This window comes from Acinetobacter sp. YH12129, from assembly GCF_013418685.1.
GTDB lineage: Bacteria > Pseudomonadota > Gammaproteobacteria > Pseudomonadales > Moraxellaceae > Acinetobacter > Acinetobacter amyesii.
The window spans coordinates 1-16,885 of the sequence record NZ_VPBP01000046.1; the positions used below are offsets into that span (position 1 = coordinate 1).

Below are 16,885 nucleotides of genomic sequence, written 5' to 3' on the forward strand. Positions count from 1 at the left end.
TTGGCCAGAAAAATGAGTCGTTCTCGCTGTTCTAAACTAAGTGGTACAGAAACAATCCGAGGCATGTGTGAACATCTGTTAACTAAAAAAACCTTTTCGCATGATTAGTTATTTTTGTCAACTTATACATTCTCCTGCCCATATCACCTGACTTTATTATGGCTTTCATGTAAAATCATCCACAATTTTTTTATAATACTTTGTGAGTTATTTCATGGGTTTTAACTGTGGTATTGTCGGCCTGCCGAACGTTGGTAAATCAACGCTTTTCAACGCATTAACCAAAGCTGCGATTGCTGCTGAAAACTTCCCATTCTGTACAATTGAGCCAAATACTGGGATTGTACCTGTACCTGACCCACGTATGGATAAACTTGCTGAAATTGTAAACCCACAACGTGTTGTCCCAACCACGATGGAATTTGTGGATATCGCAGGTCTCGTTGCTGGTGCATCTAAAGGTGAAGGCCTTGGTAACCAATTCTTAGCCAACATTCGTGAAACGGATGCTATTGCACATGTTGTACGTTGTTTTGAAGACGAGAATGTCATTCACGTAAATGGCAAAATTGACCCACTTGACGATATCGCAACAATCAACACTGAACTTGCACTTGCTGACTTAGAAGCTGTTTCTAAAGCAATTACACGTCTAGCAAAATCTGCAAAAGGTGGCGATAAAGAAGCGATTGCGACCAAAGCTGTTTTAGACAAAATCTTACCTTTACTGGATGAAGGTAAACCTGCGCGTGCAGCTGACCTTGATGAAGATGAACGTAAATTGGTGCGTGGTTATGGCTTCTTAACCCTTAAACCAACCATGTATATTGCCAACGTTGCAGAAGATGGTTTCGAAAATAACCCTCACTTAGAAGCAGTACAAAAATTAGCTGCTGAAGAAAATGCGATTGTGGTTCCACTTTGCAACCAAATCGAAGCAGAAATTTCATTACTTGAAGACGAAGACCGTGCGGAATTCCTTGAAGCTTTAGGCATGGAAGAACCTGGTCTAAACGTAGTTATTCGTGCAGGTTATGGCTTACTCGGCCTTCAAACATACTTCACAGCTGGTGTACAAGAAGTTCGTGCTTGGACAGTAAAAATTGGTGCAACTGCACCTCAAGCTGCAGGTGTGATTCACACTGACTTCGAAAAAGGCTTTATTCGTGCTGAATGTGTTGCCTACAACGACTTCGTTCAATACAATGGTGAAGCTGGCGCTAAAGAAGCAGGTAAATGGCGTTTAGAAGGTAAAACATACATCGTTCAAGATGGCGATGTTTTACACTTCCGTTTTAACGTATAAAACAGCACCCATAAGAAGCCAGCAATTTGCTGGCTTCTTTAATTTTAGGCAAATGATGAAGCCAAAAAATAAGCATATTTAAAAACTTAAAACCTGCTTAAAAACAAAATTATATCGACACGAATACATGATTTGGTTGCTGAGTCACCACAGTGCAACGACTTAAATCGCTACCGTTCTGCTATAAATTTACTCATAGGCACTAATGCCTATTTTCATAGAACAATAGCAATGAAAAAAATCAGCAAAATTCTAACAGCAGGTATCTTTACAATGCTTAGTGTAACTGCGTTTGCATGTCCACAAGGCACCAAACTTACAGGTGGCACAGGTGCAAACCATAAAGGTGGTACTTGTGTTTCCATTGCTAAAGATGCAAAACATCAGGACCGTACTGCTACACATGCAGCACAAGTTGCACAGCATGATGCAAAAGTCGCTCGACACGATGCAAAACAAGCCAGCCAATTGGCTCAGAGTAAAGTGAAACATAATCAAAAATTAGCAAAACATGATGCAGCTCAAGCACAGCATCTTGCAACACAAGCAAAATCAGAAGCTAAAACTTCAGCCCATGCTGCCAAAGCTGCAAATACTGACGCAAAAGCAAAAATCGCTGCACAAAAGGTCGCAGCGGAACAACATAAAGTTGCTGTGAAATCCTAAACAGTTGAGAATCAACACATCGCAAAAAAAGCCGGAATTATCCGGCTTTTTTATTCAACTCATTTATGGTTGAGCAATATGTAATGCTTTTGCATCCATCTCTGCACGCTGTCTTCTTGCTTCTGTCAACATGCGTTGTTCAAGCTCTTTACGAAAGCCGAGTAGAAACACAAATTCTGCTAGGACAAATAAAGGCCCTATTGCCAAGCCAATAACATCATCCATAAACGCAGGCTTTTTCTTTTCATAATAATGACCGATAAATTGGATGATCCAACCCACAACAAAGATCCCCACACTCCAGATCAACCATGACATAAGGCTCATTTTTGCGATCATTAAGGCTAAGGGATATGTGACGGCAAACACCAAAAGCATAATCAAACCGAAAATTTTATCTAAACTCAGGTAATAAATGACACTGGCAATAATCAACAACAATGCAAGGGTCAGTTCAAAACCTGAAATCATCAGCCCTGCTCGTGCGGTTAGACACATAATCGAAAATACAATAAGCGGAATACCCACAAAATGTGTCAGCACATTTTTTCGATCCAAATGATATGCTGCATATTGGCTTAGCAGCTTTTCAAGTTTGCTCATCAACTTACTCCTTGTTCATTCACTCATTTCACTATATAAAAAATGCATCAATAAAGTTGTCATCTAATAGACAAGTTGGACCATAAAATAAGGATATGCTGTGCTGGACGCTCAATATGTGCATCAACTCAATAAAAATGTGTGGTATTCAGGCTTAAATATTTCCTTCCAAGACTTTATCTGCCGCCATGCCCTGACCTTAACTTTCGAAAAAGACGCACGTGTTTTTTTATCAGGACAGCGTTTTAATGGTATGTATGCGGTCTTAGAAGGCGCAGTTCGCTTAGGCTATATTGATATTCATGGCAAAGAAGCGATTGCCGCCATTGCTGAGCCGATTATGTGGTTTGGCGAAATATCCTTGGTTGACCAATTACCACGTTCTCACGATGCCATCTGTACCAAAAAGTCCACCTTATTACACTTACCGGCTCAAGCAATTCAGCAATTATTACAACAACACCCTGAGTTTTGGTTTCATATTGCCCAGCTCACCAGTCAAAAACTTCGCTATGCCTTTATGGAACTCATAGCCTTACAAACGCAAAGTTTAAGTCAACGTCTCGCACAGCGTCTGCTGTTTATTTTAAATGGATATGGAAATCATTTGGAAATTGAGCAACACACCATACACATCTCGCAGGAACAACTCGCGCAACTGATGAATTGCTCAAGACAATCCGTTAATCAGGAGCTTCAGCAGTTGGAAAAAATGCAGGTGCTTCATGTTGCGTTTAAACAAATTGAAATTTTAGATCTAGCACAGTTACATCAGATTGCTCATGCACTTCCTGTGCATGATGTCTGACATTTGTGATTTAAATAAGTGCATTTAATTGCACCAGAATGATTCTTTATAGTTATTTTGCTTTTATTTGTGGCACTTCACTTTATCGAGTTTTGATCAAGACAATAATTGGCAAACATTTACACTGTCAAAACCATTTGTACATGCTGCAACTTCTTGAGTTGATGCTTCTGATTTGTCTTCAGTCGCTGCTTGTACATTGACTGCTGTAGTCAAAACGGCCAAAACCGATAACATCATTAATGTTTTTTTCATCTTAATCACCTATTCAACGTCTTTAATTTAATTTACATACTTCATCTTATACGCAGTTATTTTTACACAATTTATCAAATAATGATAATTTTAATTTTTTATTACATTATTCATACTTTGTATTATTAATATTTTAAAGATATTAATTAAAGAGAAAGTCAGACGACTAGCGTTCTATAATGGGGAGTTTTTAACAATAAATTTTTCTCAAAAGATATTTTTACAATTCATTATCAATGCTTTATCTATTTAAATTCAAAAAATAAACATGTAAATTTGAAACTAAGCTCAACACAAAGACAGCAGTCTGATTTATTTTTTATATGAAATAGCAATGTTTTTAGGAGAATTTTCCAATCCTCTATTATAGATTTATTCTTGTTTTTTGATATTTTCCAAAAAAAAGCAGTGAAAATTCACTGCTTTGATCGAGTTAAACGCCTACTTTTTTCGGATCGGTATTTCCGAGTTCAGGGTTTTCAATCGCACCTTTGCATTGATTTTTATCACGCTCATAATCTGCTTGCTTTTGTGCAACAGTCGAACTCTGATCAATACTTTCACGTGCCCAAATTTCCAGACTTGTTAAAGCTTTACGACACAGTGCATATTTACCTTCAGTCACAGAATCGGTCATTTTGACATTGATACGCCATTCGGTACTCAATTTACGCGCTGGAATACGAACTTTCTCTTCCATCTGATCGACTTGCTTTGCATAAACAATCGGATCGACTTCATTGATAAACGCCCAAGCTTTGGCAGCATACTCCGTTGCATCATTGGTTAATTTAGGTGCTGCTTTAATTTCGACTTGAGCTTGTTCAGCTCCATCATTACCACAGGCCTGCAACAACACCGTGCTGCTCAATAATGAAACAATCAGTATCCCACGCATCTTTAACCTCTGCATATCCGGCTCATTTCAGCAAACATATTCGGCAATATGCTAGTGAATTCGAGTACAATACTCAATCATCATTTGACCTGTTGTTCAACTCTTTCAAAGGTGTGTCGTGTCTGAGCACAAACTTCCTACAGTTCAGCCTGCGGGTTTTTGGCAAGGTGCTAAAGATAGTCAAGCCATTATCTTTACCTATCTTCCTGTTTCTTTTGCATTTGGGGTTTCTGCGACTCAATTTGGTTTCACTGCGTGGGAAGCCTTATTTTTATCATGCTCCATGTATGCAGGTGCCAGTCAGTTTCTCGTCGTTGCTTTACTTGGAAGTGGAACATCTATTTGGATGACTGCTCTTACTGTAATTGCCCTCGATATCCGCCATTTACTCTATGGCCCTGCCTTACAAAACCTGATTCAAGACCGACTCAATTTAAAGAAAACTGCAGTTTGGGCTTGGGGTTTAACTGACGAAGTTTTCGCATCAGGTATGATCAAACTGTCGCAACGTCGTCAAGAATGGTCAGAATCTTGGATGTTAGGACTCAGCTTATTTAGTTGGCTGTCATGGGCAACAGGCTCATTTTTAGGCGGTTTATTTGCCGATCAAGTCAGCAACCTTCCACAATTTTTACAAGCCGCACTCGACTTCCTGCTGCCTGCATTGTTTTTAAGCTTTTTACTTGCCGCATTTGAGAAAAAACATACATTTGTGGTCACGGTTACAATTATTGTTTCTGCGATTGCCTGCTACTTTATCGACTTGTCTGCTGCGATTTTTATCGGTATTTCTTCTGGTATTTTTGCCGGTTTATTCAAACATTATGTCTTAAAAAAACCTGATCCTGAACATATGGGTGAAGCATCATGAATCTAGAAATTATCCTGGTCGGGATCTTGGTCGGGATTGCGAATTTTGCATCACGGTTTGGGCCATTCTTTGTAATTCAGAAATTTCAGCAAGGTTCACAGCAGCGTGGTTCTTTATGGCTCAAAATCGCTTTGGGCTCGATTGGTATTGCCGCAATTAGTTCAATGTTGGTGGTTGCAACCTTACCACCTTTGCTTGAGACACCAAATAAAAGCTTTGCCATGTTGGTTGGATTTGCTGTGCTTGCAGGCTTGTATTTCAAGTTTAAAAAAATTGTCCCTGCTACACTGACTGCGGCACTGACTTACGGCTTAGTCTATACCTATATACCTTTTCATCTCTAAAGCTGAGTCAGCGACAATCCAAATAAAACATCAAGCACAAGCTTCATTAGCCTGTGCTTTTTAATTAGCAGTATTTATGAGATAGTCAACGCATAACATAAAAAATCTAGCGAAAACCAATAGATGGCAAAGTACCATTTTATTCAAGGCAAAATTTATATTCATTCCAGACAACCATCTAAATTGAGTTGGGGACTGCAAAAGCCCATCGAAAGCGTATATTTGAATGCTTCATTCAAAGCCAGCTATTCAGTGCTAATTTCTGCGCTGTACATTGCCAACCTGCAGATCAGATACGCGCCATTTATATAGAGAAAAATCAGCAACAAAAGATTGTGGGCTTATATAACTGCACACAGCAGATTCTGCACTTACATCCACGTCGCCTGATGTTTCCACATATATCGATGCCTCGTCTGTTAAGCAATGTTCTGCAGCTGTCGGGTTTTTTATTGATTTTTCTATTGTGTATTTTCAGCCTCAGTTCATGGCTCAATTCATCATTTCACCTTCTGTCGGTGGCTACAGATGCGCTTTATTTCACTGCCGTTTTAGGCTTAATCTTGGCTTAATATTGATTTTATGTATATGCACCGTACCACTGCTCGGATTACTGTACTGGCCCTATTTCCGCCAAACATCTATATAGCTCCGTGCGCTTCAATGTGCAAATTTGAATTTTAAGCCATTCCCTGCATCTGAAAAAAATGCAGGCATATTTAAAGTGAATTTAAATAAAAACAACTAAATATGATTTTTTAATATTTTCCACAAATAAATAATTACACGAACGCTTACCCATAAAGATATAAAAAAAATTGTTGGACAATATCATTTATTTATGTGAACACTCGCTTATCTCTCGAACAAGTTCTGCTATGCTTAAATTCCCATAAAATCAAGCATGGATGATTTACATGAGCGTCACTATTGGTACTCCACTTCAGTCTTCAGCGTATAAAGTCTTACTGTTAGGTTCTGGTGAACTCGGTAAAGAAGTTGTGATTTCATTGCAACGTTTGGGTGTAGAAGTTCATGCTGCCGATCGTTATGACCATGCTCCTGCCATGCAAGTTGCACATTTTTCTCATACTTTAAATATGGCAGATCCTGAGGCACTTAAAGCTTTAATTTCTCAAGTGAAGCCTCATTTGATTGTCCCTGAAATTGAAGCCATTGCGACTCAAGTTTTGGTCGAGATTGAAGAACAAAATATCGCAACAGTAATTCCATCAGCAAAAGCTGTCAACCTGACGATGAACCGTGAAGGGATTCGCCGTCTAGCTGCCGAAGAGCTTGGACTCCCGACTTCAGCCTACCGATTTGCCAATACCCTTGAAGCGTTCCGTGCTGCATGCGATGACATTGGCTATCCAAACTTTGTTAAGCCTGTCATGTCGTCTTCGGGTAAAGGACAGTCACGTGTAAAAAGCTTTGATGAAGTCGATGCTGCTTGGGAATATGCACAAACAGGTGGACGTGTAAATCAAGGTACAGTGATTGTGGAATCACAAATTGACTTTGACTTTGAAATCACTCTGCTGACTGTTCGTGCAAAAAATGCAGAAACAGGTGAAATTGAAACATCATTCTGCGACCCGATTGGCCACCGCCAAGACGCTGGCGACTATGTAGAAAGTTGGCAGCCACAACTCATGACTGCTCTTGCTTTAGAAGAAGCCAAGCGTATTGCCAATAAAGTAACCATTGCATTAGGTGGATGTGGCATTTTTGGGGTGGAACTGTTTGTCAAAGGCGATAAAGTATGGTTTAGTGAGGTATCACCTCGTCCACACGATACAGGCCTTGTCACGCTTGCATCGCAATTCCAAAGCGAATTCGAACTGCATGCACGTGCCATTCTTGGTCTGCCTGTGAATACTGCTCGACACAGTACTGCTGCGAGCGCAGTCATCTATGCAGGCGTGGATGATACCAATTTATCATTTACTGGCTTAAATCTTGCTTTGGCTAATCCAGACACCGATTTACGCCTCTTTGGTAAACCAGAAGGCTTTAAACGTCGCCGTATGGGCGTAGCAACAGCACGTGCTGAAACCACAGATCATGCGCGTGAACTTGCTCAACATGCTGCACAACAAGTCAGTGTTCAACAAAACTAAGTTTGTAACACCTTAACGGACCACTGTTCATGATCAATACGCTTCCTCTGCTGAATTACATTAAAAGTAACCACGACATTCAGGCGATTAACCAATGGCGCTCAGATGTTGAAAATCAGCTACAGGAATGTTTTGAAAATGGACAGTCGATTCGTGATGTGATTTTGGCTCGATCAAACCTGATCGATGAAGCTTTAAAGTTCTTATGGACACATGCTGAACTCGACCAAACCGATCTCGGTTTGTTTGCCGTCGGCGGCTATGGTCGCCGTGAAATGCTGCCTTACTCCGACGTCGATATCATGATTTTGTCTGAAGATGAAATCAGCCCAGAACAAGAAAAACTCATCTCGAGCTTTATTTCAACACTTTGGGATGTTGGTAATTTCAAGCCGGGCATCAGTGTGCGTACCATTAATGATTGTGTTGCTCAAGCTACCAATGATTTAACCGTGGCAACAGCGCTGATCGAAGCACGTTTGATTGTGGGCAATGAACACCTAGCCAAATGGCCACGCCGTATCGTGTCACAGACATGGACGGATAAAACCTTCTATGATGCAAAAATGCAAGAGCAAGCCAAACGCTATGCTCAACATAACAATACTGAAAGCAACTTAGAGCCCGATATTAAAAATGCTCCCGGTGGTATCCGTGATATCAACCAAATCGGTTGGATTGCTAAGCGTCATTTCCGTGTCAATCGCATCTATGACCTAGTACATTTAGGTTTTATTTCAGAGTTTGAACTGGGTGTTCTTGAAGAAACAGAAAGCTTTCTTTGGGAAATTCGCCATCATTTACATCGCTTAACCAAGCGCGACGAAAACCGCTTACTGTTTGATTATCAACGTGACATTGCCGCTAAATTTGGCTATCAGCGTGAAGAAGGCAAATCACCGAATTATCCAATCGAACAGTTCATGAAACGTTACTACCGTAGCGCTCAGCAAGTGACGACGTTAAATGAAATGCTCTTGGCTTATTTCAATGAATCGGTCATCACACCGCGCTTGCCTGACTATGAACGTAAAATTGAAGAGATCAATACCAATTTCAAATTAGTCGATGGCAAATTGGCGGTGCAGCATCATAAAATTTTTTCTGAAAATCCAAGTGCTATTTTAGAAATTTTCTACCTCTTGGCGAATCGTCCAGAAATTGAAGGGATTCGTGCCCGAACTTTACGTCTATTGTCTCTTGCGGCAAAACGTATTGATCAAAACTTCCGTGACAATCCTGCACATCAAGCCTTATTTATGGCGATCATTCGCTCACCCTACCGTTTATATGACACCATGGTGGCGATGAAACGGTATGGTGTGCTCGGCAACTATATTCCTGCCTTTGGGCAAATCATGGGACTCATGCAATACGACTTGTTCCATATTTATACTGTCGATGCCCATACCCTATTATTACTGCGTAATTTAAACCGTTTTAAAGAACCTGAATTTGCCAAGGACTTCCCTGTCGTTAGCTCTGTATTCCAACGACTGGCGCGCCGTGACATCGTATATTTAGCGGCAATTTTCCATGATATCGCCAAAGGTCGTGGTGGTGACCATAGTGAACTTGGTGCTGCGGATGCAATTGATTTCTGCCGTACCCATGGGTTTACTGAACGTGAATGTAACCTTGTCGCATGGTTGATTCAAAACCATCTATTGATGTCCGTTACTTCTCAGAAAAAAGACATTTCCGATCCAGATGTGGTGAAAGAATTTGCTGAGAAAATGGGTGATATGGAACATCTCGACTATCTCTACACCTTAACAGTTGCTGATATCAACGCAACCAATCCGACACTTTGGAATACATGGCGTGCATCACTCATGCGTCAACTGTATACACAAGCGCGTGATGTGATTCGTTCAGGTTTGGGTCGTCCTGTAGACTATCCAATGCTGATTGAAGATACCAAATTTGCGGCCAGTGAACTGTTAGTCAACGATTTTGCGCTCTACGATGTAGAAACTGTTTGGCAAGAACTCGGTGATGAATATTTCCTGAAAGAATCTGCCGATGAAATCGCATGGCATACGCGCGCCATTTTAAAACATGGCAATAATGCAGAACCATTGGTGATGATGCGAGCACATCGCAAATTTGCACAAGATGCGGTACAGATCTTTATTTACACTCAAGATCAACCTAACTTGTTTGCGACCACAGTGGCTATTTTGGACAGAATGAATCTAGATGTTCAGGATGCTCGAATTATCACTGCATCCACTGCATTTAGTTTGGACACTTATGTTGTACTTGACCGTTTTGGCACCTTATTAACAGATCCTGAACGTGAGCAAACTGTTATTGAAGCGCTCAAAAAAGCCTTAAGCCAATCTGATAAGTATCCAGGCCTGATGCAACGTCGTATCCCACGTCAACTGCGTCATTTTGATATTGAAAATACCGTGAGTATTTCTTTCAATGAAGCACTTCAACAAAATATGGTTGAAATTGCGACACTTGACCATCCGGGCTTACTTGCTAAAGTTGGTGGTTTATTTATGATGCAAGGTCTAGATATTCACTCTGCGAAAATTGCAACGCTCGGTGAACGTGCTGAAGATATTTTCTATGTCACTAAAAAAGATGGCTCACCTATGAGTGATTCAGAAGCGGAAACGTTTGCTGCACAGTTAAAGTCAGCACTCGATGAAGCATCGAATCAGGTTTGTAGTCATCATTAACTTAAATTGATCGGTATCCATTCCATGAACTCCAGTTTGTCATTATTGCACCCTTATCCATTTGAAAAGCTAAATAAGCTATTTCAGGATGTGAAACCCGCAGATTTGCCTTTGATTCCCCTATCGATTGGTGAGCCAAAGCATCCTGCACCGGAGTTTGTGAAACAGGCCATTATTGATAATTTTCAGCACTTATCCACTTACCCAAACAGTAAAGGTTTACCTGAGCTCCGCACAAGTATTGCAAATTGGTTAACCCGTCGCTTTAAACTCAATAGCATCAGTGCAGATACCAACATCCTGCCTGTATCAGGTACACGTGAAGCGATCTTCTCGTTTGTACAAGCTTTGGTTAAACGTGAAGATGCCCCTTATGTGGTGATGCCAAATCCGTTTTACCAAATCTATGAAGGCGCAACTTTACTTGCGGGTGCAGAGCCTTACTTCATCAACTGTACAGAAGAAAATAACTACCTTGGCGACTTTGACGCTGTACCAGCTGAAGTTTGGGAAAAAACCGCTTTACTGTTTGTCTGCACACCGGGTAATCCTACAGGTGCCGTACTCTCTAAAGAACAGTTTAAAAAACTGATAGCACTATCTGACCAATATAATTTTGTGATTGCATCTGATGAATGCTACTCAGAACTTTGGTTTGATGAAGCACCTATTGGTCTGCTTGAAGTCTGTGCTGAAATGGGTCGTGATGACTATAAAAACTGCGTGGTATTCCACTCATTGTCTAAGCGCTCTAACTTACCGGGTATGCGCTCTGGCTTTGTTGCAGGTGATGCAGCGCTTTTAAAACCTTATTTACAATACCGTACTTATCATGGCGCTGCGATGCCTGTTCAACACCAGTTGGCTTCAATTGCAGCTTGGGATGACGAAGCACACGTCGAAGAAAACCGCGTCCAGTACCGTGCAAAATTTGAATTATTCCAACGCGAACTGGGTCACCTACTACCATTACAAAAACCTGATGCAGGGTTCTACTACTGGTTAAAAGTGGATAATGATGAAACTTTTGCCAAAATGCTGATGGAAAAAGCACACGTTAAAGTGCTTCCAGGCCGTTATTTATCACGTGATACAGCACAAGGTAATCCGGGTGAAAACCATGTCCGCTTAGCTCTGGTTGCTGATATTACCCAATGTGAAGAAGTGATTCGTCGCTTAAAAGCAGTACTTTAATTGATTTAAAGTGTTTTGCTTAAAACAAAAAATGCCCCAAATTTGGGGCATTTTTATTTGAGTCATTTCTTAACAATCATTCAGAGCTAATCATCTAGCAATAATTATTTATAAACAATCATTAAGAAATCATTGAACACTATTAGAAATCAAATGTTGCACTCAATTTAAATGTTCGAGGTTCTCTCACTGTTAAACGCTGTATGAAAAATAAGTATGGTCATAACGAATTGTTGTAAAGCGTATAGACAAACAGACACTGAAAGGTTTTAGCTAGTTGCAAAGTAATATCTTTCTTTATCAATTAGATCCACCAGTAATAACAGATCATTTATGGAACTCAAAATTTGCCTTCTGCTATAAGCTTATTGAGGTGGATGAAGAGTAAATTCATATTCAACGGTATAACTGAGATTTTTATCAACCATCGGAATAGGTTCAAGTCGCGCAACCAATAGGGATTTTTGTACTTTTTGATCAAAGCTTTTAGAGCCTGAACTTGCGATGAGTTTTGAGCTACCAATATAGCCTGTTGCAGCAATCACAGTGAGCTGTAGTTTGACAGGATGCTTATATGTTTTCATTTCAGACGCAGACAGCACATATTGTGGTGCATTTACCCAAGAGACTTCATACATTTTCGGTTTGACATGTGGATCAATTACATCGGCAACACGCGTAGGTTGGTATTCTTCAACAGGTGTTTTTAATAATTGCAATAATGCATTGACCCGAGCATCTGTCGTGCGGTCTAGATTGCTTGCAACAACAGACATTTTTGTAGGTTCAGATGCACTTGGATTGCTATCTGCCCAAGCTATCCCCACACATACAAGTAAAAAAAACGTTAAAACACAAATTCGACGTTTAACCATCTGCTTAAACAATGTTATGACCTTCAAATAAAGAGACTTCAGTATAAACATCCAAAAAAATAAAGACGCTTCCGCGCCTTTATATCAACCTCAGTTCGGCCAATGATTCACTTCATTTTACTGAGCCAAAGCTTTTTCAATATCTTCATTCAATGTTTCAGGCTTGGTCGTGGGTGCATAGCGGTTAATAACTTGCCCATTTTTGCCAATTAAAAACTTGGTGAAGTTCCATTTAATACCATTACCCAATACGCCTTTCGAGTTATTGGTTAAATAACGGAAAATCACATGCGCTTCAGGGCCTTTTACATTCACTTTGGCAAACATCGGAAAAGATACGCCATAGTTTTTTTGACAAAATGCGCCAATTTGATCATTTGAACCCGGATCTTGTCCGCCAAATTGGTTGCATGGAAAACCTAAAACCTCAAAACCTTGATCTTTATATTGTTCGTAAATTTTCTCCAAACCAGCAAATTGAGGAGTAAATCCACATTTACTAGCGGTATTTACAATTAATAAAACCTGGCCTTCATAATCTGCAAAGGATTTATTACTTCCGTCCAGTAATTCTGCTTCAAACTGGTGAATGGTGGTCATGGATAAGTTTCCTCATCATTTTTTTGTTTTGTTTCTAATTCTAAGGATGCTGAATTAATACAATAACGCAATCCAGTCGGCTGTGGTCCATCAGGGAAAACATGCCCTAAATGTGCGTCACAATGATGACAAACAATTTCTGTTCTGACCATACCGTGTGTCGTATCTACATTTTCTTCCACCGCAGCAGGTTCAATTGGCTTATAAAAGCTCGGCCAACCACAACCGCTATCGTATTTTGTTTCAGAAGAAAAAAGCGGTTCCCCGCAACAACGACATACATACGTGCCAGCTTGTTTCGTATTCCAATATTTTCCAGTGAAAGCTTGCTCCGTGCCTTTCTGACGCGTTATGCGAAACTCTTCTGGTGACAATTCTCTTTGCCATTCTCTTTCTGTTTTATTGAGTTTTCCCATGATGACGTCCCTTTATATCGTGGTATTTAAAATAGGATAATCCTATATTTACGTCATTCATTCTTAAATTTCTAGTCTTTATTCAACAATTTACAAAATCTATATAATGACCAAAAAAGCAAAAAGTAAGCAAATATAAAATCGTGGTGAGCAAAATACCAAATTAAATGCTTTTTTGTGAGCAACTTTAGTGATAATCTTAGCCCTACTCTTGCTCAGGATAAAAAAATGTCGCAGAAAAAGAGCGTAATTTTTAAAAATCTGCTGCCCGTGATCAAACAATATCAACAGGCAGGGTTTACGCATGAAAAAATAGTTGCTTTACTCAGAGACGAACATCATCTCGATTTAGTAACGACCGAGACATTTAAAAGCTATTTATACCGTTATGCAAAAGTGACCTCCACTCTTTCCGAGAATATAAAAATGCCGAATACGTTTAACACCCCACGCGAAATTAAGAAATCGTCTAAGCTCGAGCATGTTTGCTACGACATTCGCGGACCAGTGTTGCGAGCGGCCAATGAGATGGAAGAGGCTGGCCATAAAATTATTAAATTAAATATTGGTAACCCTGCTCCTTTTGGTTTTGAAGCACCTCAAGAAATTATTAACGACGTGGCACTCAACCTGCCAAATGCAATTGGTTATACCGACTCAAAAGGCATCTTCCCTGCGCGTAAAGCAATTTGTCAGTACTACCAGCAAAAAGGCATTTTAAACATGCACGTCAATGACGTGTATGTCGGAAATGGCGTATCTGAACTGATCGTGATGGCAATGCAAGGCTTGCTCGACGATGGCGACGAAATGCTGGTGCCAATGCCAGATTATCCATTGTGGACTGCAGCAGTTAACCTTTCTGGCGGTACTGCCATTCACTATAAATGTGATGAAGAAAATTTCTGGTATCCAGATATTGCCGACATGGAAAGTAAAATCACCCCGAATACCCGCGGTATCGTGGTGATTAACCCGAACAACCCAACAGGTGCGGTTTACCCACGTCATGTGCTTGAGCAAATTGTGGCTCTTGCGAAGAAATACGACTTAATTTTGTTTGCTGATGAAATTTACGACAAGATCGTTTATGACGGTATTGAACATGTTTCTGTTGCGTCATTGGCAGGTGATCAGTTGTGTATTTCTTTCAATGGCTTATCGAAAGCATACCGAATTGCAGGTTACCGTTCGGGCTGGATGGCAATTACAGGCGATAAATCACGTGCGCTCGACTACATTGAAGGTTTAGACATGTTGGCGTCGATGCGTCTGTGTGCCAACCACCAAGCGCAATATGCGATTCAAACAGCTTTAGGCGGTTATCAATCAATTAATGATCTCATCCGTCCGGGCGGCCGTTTATATGAACAACGTAACATTGCTTGGGAAATGTTGAATGATATTCCAGGTGTATCTTGTGTGAAACCAGAGGGTGCAATGTACTGCTTCCCTAAATTGGATCCTGAAATTTACCCAATCCAAGACGATGAGAAATTCATGTTAGATTTCCTCCGTGCTGAAAAAGTGCTTTTGGTTCAAGGTACAGGTTTTAACTGGCCGACACCTGATCATTTCCGTGTGGTGTTCTTGCCTGCTGAAAATGAACTACGTGAAGCACTCACTCGTTTAGGTCGTTTCTTGGCGAAAATGCGTTAATTCATAAGTGCTTTAAAAATAAAAAACCGTACGCCGTGTACGGTTTTTTATTACTGTATCTTTAAATTTGACTTCTTACTGTACTCACACCACAGCTATCTTTTTGAATAGTTAAGTTTTTAATAATTTATTTTGAGCTTAGACCTTAGTCAAAACTTTAAGATCTGTTGATTTTTCTACAGCATATTCATGTTATTTTTTAACCAATCATAAAAATACATGAGTACAGGATGTTCTCTAACAAAATTAAACTGAGCCTATTTCTCTGTCTAAGCATGTGCCTAGGCATCGGGATATTACGTTTTTCCTATACCGCACTCCTCCCTTCAACCCGTGAAGCATTTGGTTGGAGCCCAAGTTTTGCCAGCATCTTAGGCAGTGCCAATTTGCTCGGCTACTTGATCGGTGCATTTTGGGCCATGAAATTACCCCAAAATAAAAGCATGGTGAATTATATCCAACTCGCAGCTATTGCAGGGACACTCAGTTTACTCAGTTGTGCATTTTCAGGTTTTTCAGAACTTTGGTATAGCACTTGGCGCGTTATTTCAGGGATCAGCGGCGGCTTACTAATGATCCTCTCCCCAAGTGTCGTGGCCCAATGTTCACAGCTTCAAGACCGCTTTAAAATCAACTTTATTGGTTTCAGTGGTATTGGCTTAGGGGTGTTAATGGCAACGCTATTTTTGCCTTACATCCAACAAATTTCGACAATGTGGGCTTGGTTGATTTTGTTTGCTTTTTCAAGCCTGATTTGTATGTTACTCAGCGTGCTTTTGAAGAGTTTTAAATTACAGCTCACAACACTCACCGCGATTCCTGCAGTAGAACATAAAGTCGATGGAATTTTCTATTGTCTCTTAATTGTGTATAGCACCAGTGCTTTTGCTTACGTGCCCCATTCATTATTTTGGATTGACTATTTAACTCACACCCTACACCTGAGCCCGATCGGGATCAATTTCAATTGGATTTTATATGGTCTGGGGAGTGCTTTAGGGGCATTTGCTGCTTACTGCCTAGCACAAAAACTGGGAAATATCAGCGCTCTTAAAATTTTATATAGCTGCTATGTCTTCGCGATTTTTATAGCAATTATTAATATCCATCCACTTTTTACTTTTTTATCTTCTTTTGCTACAGGCCTACTCAATCCAGCAGTGGTTTTTCTTACCTCTTATACCATTCTGCAAATCTATGGTAGCGCCTATAAAAAGCTCTGGAGTATTGCAACCCTGTGCTTTGCATCTATTCAATTGATTGGCGGTATAAGCTTTAGTTTTTTACAGCGAATCGGTATTGATTATTCACAGCAATTTATTTTGGCCGCATGCGTGCTCTTCATTGGAACACTACAACTCTTTTGGTTCACTCGCACTGCAAAATTAAGTAAGCATCTCGTCTAGGTAGATCACAAGACATTCAACTACATCACCAATCATGTATATAAGTTGACAAAAATAACTAATCATGCGAAAAGGTTTTTTTAGTTAACAGATGTTCACACATGCCTCGGATTGTTTCTGTACCACTTAGTTTAGAACAGCGAGAACGACTCATTTTTCTGGCCA

Annotated in this window: 16 protein-coding genes and 2 pseudogenes; 11 read left to right on the forward strand and 7 right to left on the reverse strand. The window is 40.1% G+C overall.

Annotation, left to right across the window (positions count from 1 at the left end):
• Positions 1 to 65: pseudogene (locus FTU65_RS16490) on the reverse strand (helix-turn-helix domain-containing protein); the annotation flags it as partial.
• Between the two features lie 149 nt (positions 66 to 214).
• Here FTU65_RS16490 and ychF point away from each other — a divergent pair.
• The gene (gene ychF, locus FTU65_RS15120) at positions 215 to 1,306 is read left to right on the forward strand and encodes a redox-regulated ATPase YchF (RefSeq protein ID WP_078189045.1); all 1,092 of its coding nucleotides are present in this window, start codon (positions 215 to 217) and stop codon (positions 1,304 to 1,306) included.
• A 273-nt stretch (positions 1,307 to 1,579) separates the two neighbouring features.
• The gene (locus FTU65_RS15125) at positions 1,580 to 1,972 is read left to right on the forward strand and encodes a hypothetical protein (RefSeq protein WP_257223002.1); all 393 of its coding nucleotides are present in this window, start codon (positions 1,580 to 1,582) and stop codon (positions 1,970 to 1,972) included.
• Between the two features lie 63 nt (positions 1,973 to 2,035).
• Here FTU65_RS15125 and FTU65_RS15130 read toward each other — a convergent pair whose 3' ends face one another.
• Positions 2,036 to 2,575 carry a DUF962 domain-containing protein gene (locus tag FTU65_RS15130; protein WP_180012090.1) on the reverse strand — a complete coding sequence of 180 codons (540 nt, stop codon included), beginning with the start codon at positions 2,573 to 2,575 and terminating at the stop codon, positions 2,036 to 2,038.
• Positions 2,576 to 2,675: 100 nt separating this feature from the next.
• Here FTU65_RS15130 and FTU65_RS15135 point away from each other — a divergent pair, with 100 nt between their 5' ends.
• Positions 2,676 to 3,383: a Crp/Fnr family transcriptional regulator gene (locus FTU65_RS15135; RefSeq protein ID WP_180065997.1), complete on the forward strand. Its 708-nt coding sequence runs from the start codon at positions 2,676 to 2,678 to the stop codon at positions 3,381 to 3,383.
• Positions 3,384 to 3,479: 96 nt separating this feature from the next.
• Here the strand turns inward: FTU65_RS15135 and FTU65_RS15140 are convergent, their stop codons facing one another.
• Both FTU65_RS15140 and FTU65_RS15145 read right to left on the reverse strand, forming a co-directional pair.
• Positions 3,480 to 3,638, reverse strand: coding sequence for a hypothetical protein (locus tag FTU65_RS15140; RefSeq protein WP_180133541.1), 159 nt, complete (start codon positions 3,636 to 3,638; stop codon positions 3,480 to 3,482).
• Positions 3,639 to 4,071: 433 nt separating this feature from the next.
• Entirely contained in the window at positions 4,072 to 4,551 is a 480-nt protein-coding gene (locus FTU65_RS15145; protein ID WP_180004110.1) for a hypothetical protein, read from the reverse strand.
• Between the two features lie 103 nt (positions 4,552 to 4,654).
• Here FTU65_RS15145 and FTU65_RS15150 point away from each other — a divergent pair, with 103 nt between their 5' ends.
• The 5 genes from FTU65_RS15150 (at position 4,655) to dapC (ending at position 11,764) form a co-directional block, all read left to right on the forward strand.
• A complete protein-coding gene (locus FTU65_RS15150; RefSeq protein WP_078194362.1) occupies positions 4,655 to 5,407 on the forward strand; it encodes an AzlC family ABC transporter permease in 753 nt (250 codons plus the stop codon).
• Positions 5,404 to 5,751 (forward strand): L-valine transporter subunit YgaH, encoded by a 348-nt coding sequence (gene ygaH / locus FTU65_RS15155; protein ID WP_078189050.1) that lies wholly within the window; start codon positions 5,404 to 5,406, stop codon positions 5,749 to 5,751. Before FTU65_RS15150 ends, ygaH begins: the two co-directional genes overlap by 4 nt.
• 908 nt (positions 5,752 to 6,659) lie before the next feature.
• Positions 6,660 to 7,874, forward strand: a complete 1,215-nt coding sequence (gene purT, locus FTU65_RS15160) for a formate-dependent phosphoribosylglycinamide formyltransferase (protein ID WP_171263820.1) — start codon at positions 6,660 to 6,662, stop codon at positions 7,872 to 7,874.
• A gap of 29 nt (positions 7,875 to 7,903) precedes the next feature.
• A complete protein-coding gene (gene glnD, locus FTU65_RS15165; RefSeq protein ID WP_180065995.1) occupies positions 7,904 to 10,570 on the forward strand; it encodes a [protein-PII] uridylyltransferase in 2,667 nt (888 codons plus the stop codon).
• Between the two features lie 24 nt (positions 10,571 to 10,594).
• A complete protein-coding gene (gene dapC / locus FTU65_RS15170; protein WP_180067005.1) occupies positions 10,595 to 11,764 on the forward strand; it encodes a succinyldiaminopimelate transaminase in 1,170 nt (389 codons plus the stop codon).
• Positions 11,765 to 12,129: 365 nt separating this feature from the next.
• Here dapC and FTU65_RS15175 read toward each other — a convergent pair whose 3' ends face one another.
• The 3 genes from FTU65_RS15175 to msrB form a co-directional block, all read right to left on the reverse strand.
• A complete protein-coding gene (locus FTU65_RS15175) occupies positions 12,130 to 12,651 on the reverse strand; it encodes an energy transducer TonB (protein ID WP_180067007.1) in 522 nt (173 codons plus the stop codon).
• Positions 12,652 to 12,756: 105 nt separating this feature from the next.
• Positions 12,757 to 13,239, reverse strand: coding sequence for a glutathione peroxidase (locus FTU65_RS15180; protein ID WP_180004104.1), 483 nt, complete (start codon positions 13,237 to 13,239; stop codon positions 12,757 to 12,759).
• The gene (gene msrB, locus FTU65_RS15185; RefSeq protein ID WP_180004102.1) at positions 13,236 to 13,655 is read right to left on the reverse strand and encodes a peptide-methionine (R)-S-oxide reductase MsrB; all 420 of its coding nucleotides are present in this window, start codon (positions 13,653 to 13,655) and stop codon (positions 13,236 to 13,238) included. The genes FTU65_RS15180 and msrB overlap by 4 nt, the downstream gene beginning before the upstream one ends.
• A 228-nt stretch (positions 13,656 to 13,883) precedes the next feature.
• On the opposite strand from msrB, the gene FTU65_RS15190 reads away from it, so the two are divergent.
• The 3 genes and pseudogenes from FTU65_RS15190 to FTU65_RS16495 all read left to right on the forward strand — a co-directional run.
• Positions 13,884 to 15,314 carry a pyridoxal phosphate-dependent aminotransferase gene (locus tag FTU65_RS15190; protein WP_078189059.1) on the forward strand — a complete coding sequence of 477 codons (1,431 nt, stop codon included), beginning with the start codon at positions 13,884 to 13,886 and terminating at the stop codon, positions 15,312 to 15,314.
• Between the two features lie 230 nt (positions 15,315 to 15,544).
• A complete protein-coding gene (locus tag FTU65_RS15195; protein WP_180012098.1) occupies positions 15,545 to 16,720 on the forward strand; it encodes a YbfB/YjiJ family MFS transporter in 1,176 nt (391 codons plus the stop codon).
• Between the two features lie 101 nt (positions 16,721 to 16,821).
• A pseudogene (locus FTU65_RS16495) lies at positions 16,822 to 16,885 on the forward strand (helix-turn-helix domain-containing protein); the annotation flags it as partial.

Excerpts from the sequence above, each read along its gene's own strand:
- ychF (WP_078189045.1), top strand. The coding sequence starts at position 215 with ATGGGTTTTAACTGTGGTATTGTCGGCCTGCCGAACGTTGGTAAATCA.
- FTU65_RS15125 (WP_257223002.1), top strand. The coding sequence starts at position 1,580 with ATGCTTAGTGTAACTGCGTTTGCATGTCCACAAGGCACCAAACTTACA.
- FTU65_RS15130 (WP_180012090.1), bottom strand. The coding sequence starts at position 2,575 with ATGAGCAAACTTGAAAAGCTGCTAAGCCAATATGCAGCATATCATTTG.
- FTU65_RS15140 (WP_180133541.1), bottom strand. The coding sequence starts at position 3,638 with ATGAAAAAAACATTAATGATGTTATCGGTTTTGGCCGTTTTGACTACA.
- FTU65_RS15145 (WP_180004110.1), bottom strand. The coding sequence starts at position 4,551 with ATGCAGAGGTTAAAGATGCGTGGGATACTGATTGTTTCATTATTGAGC.
- ygaH (WP_078189050.1), top strand. The coding sequence starts at position 5,404 with ATGAATCTAGAAATTATCCTGGTCGGGATCTTGGTCGGGATTGCGAAT.
- purT (WP_171263820.1), top strand. The coding sequence starts at position 6,660 with ATGATTTACATGAGCGTCACTATTGGTACTCCACTTCAGTCTTCAGCG.
- glnD (WP_180065995.1), top strand. The coding sequence starts at position 7,904 with ATGATCAATACGCTTCCTCTGCTGAATTACATTAAAAGTAACCACGAC.
- dapC (WP_180067005.1), top strand. The coding sequence starts at position 10,595 with ATGAACTCCAGTTTGTCATTATTGCACCCTTATCCATTTGAAAAGCTA.
- FTU65_RS15180 (WP_180004104.1), bottom strand. The coding sequence starts at position 13,239 with ATGACCACCATTCACCAGTTTGAAGCAGAATTACTGGACGGAAGTAAT.
- msrB (WP_180004102.1), bottom strand. The coding sequence starts at position 13,655 with ATGGGAAAACTCAATAAAACAGAAAGAGAATGGCAAAGAGAATTGTCA.
- FTU65_RS15190 (WP_078189059.1), top strand. The coding sequence starts at position 13,884 with ATGTCGCAGAAAAAGAGCGTAATTTTTAAAAATCTGCTGCCCGTGATC.
- FTU65_RS15195 (WP_180012098.1), top strand. The coding sequence starts at position 15,545 with ATGTTCTCTAACAAAATTAAACTGAGCCTATTTCTCTGTCTAAGCATG.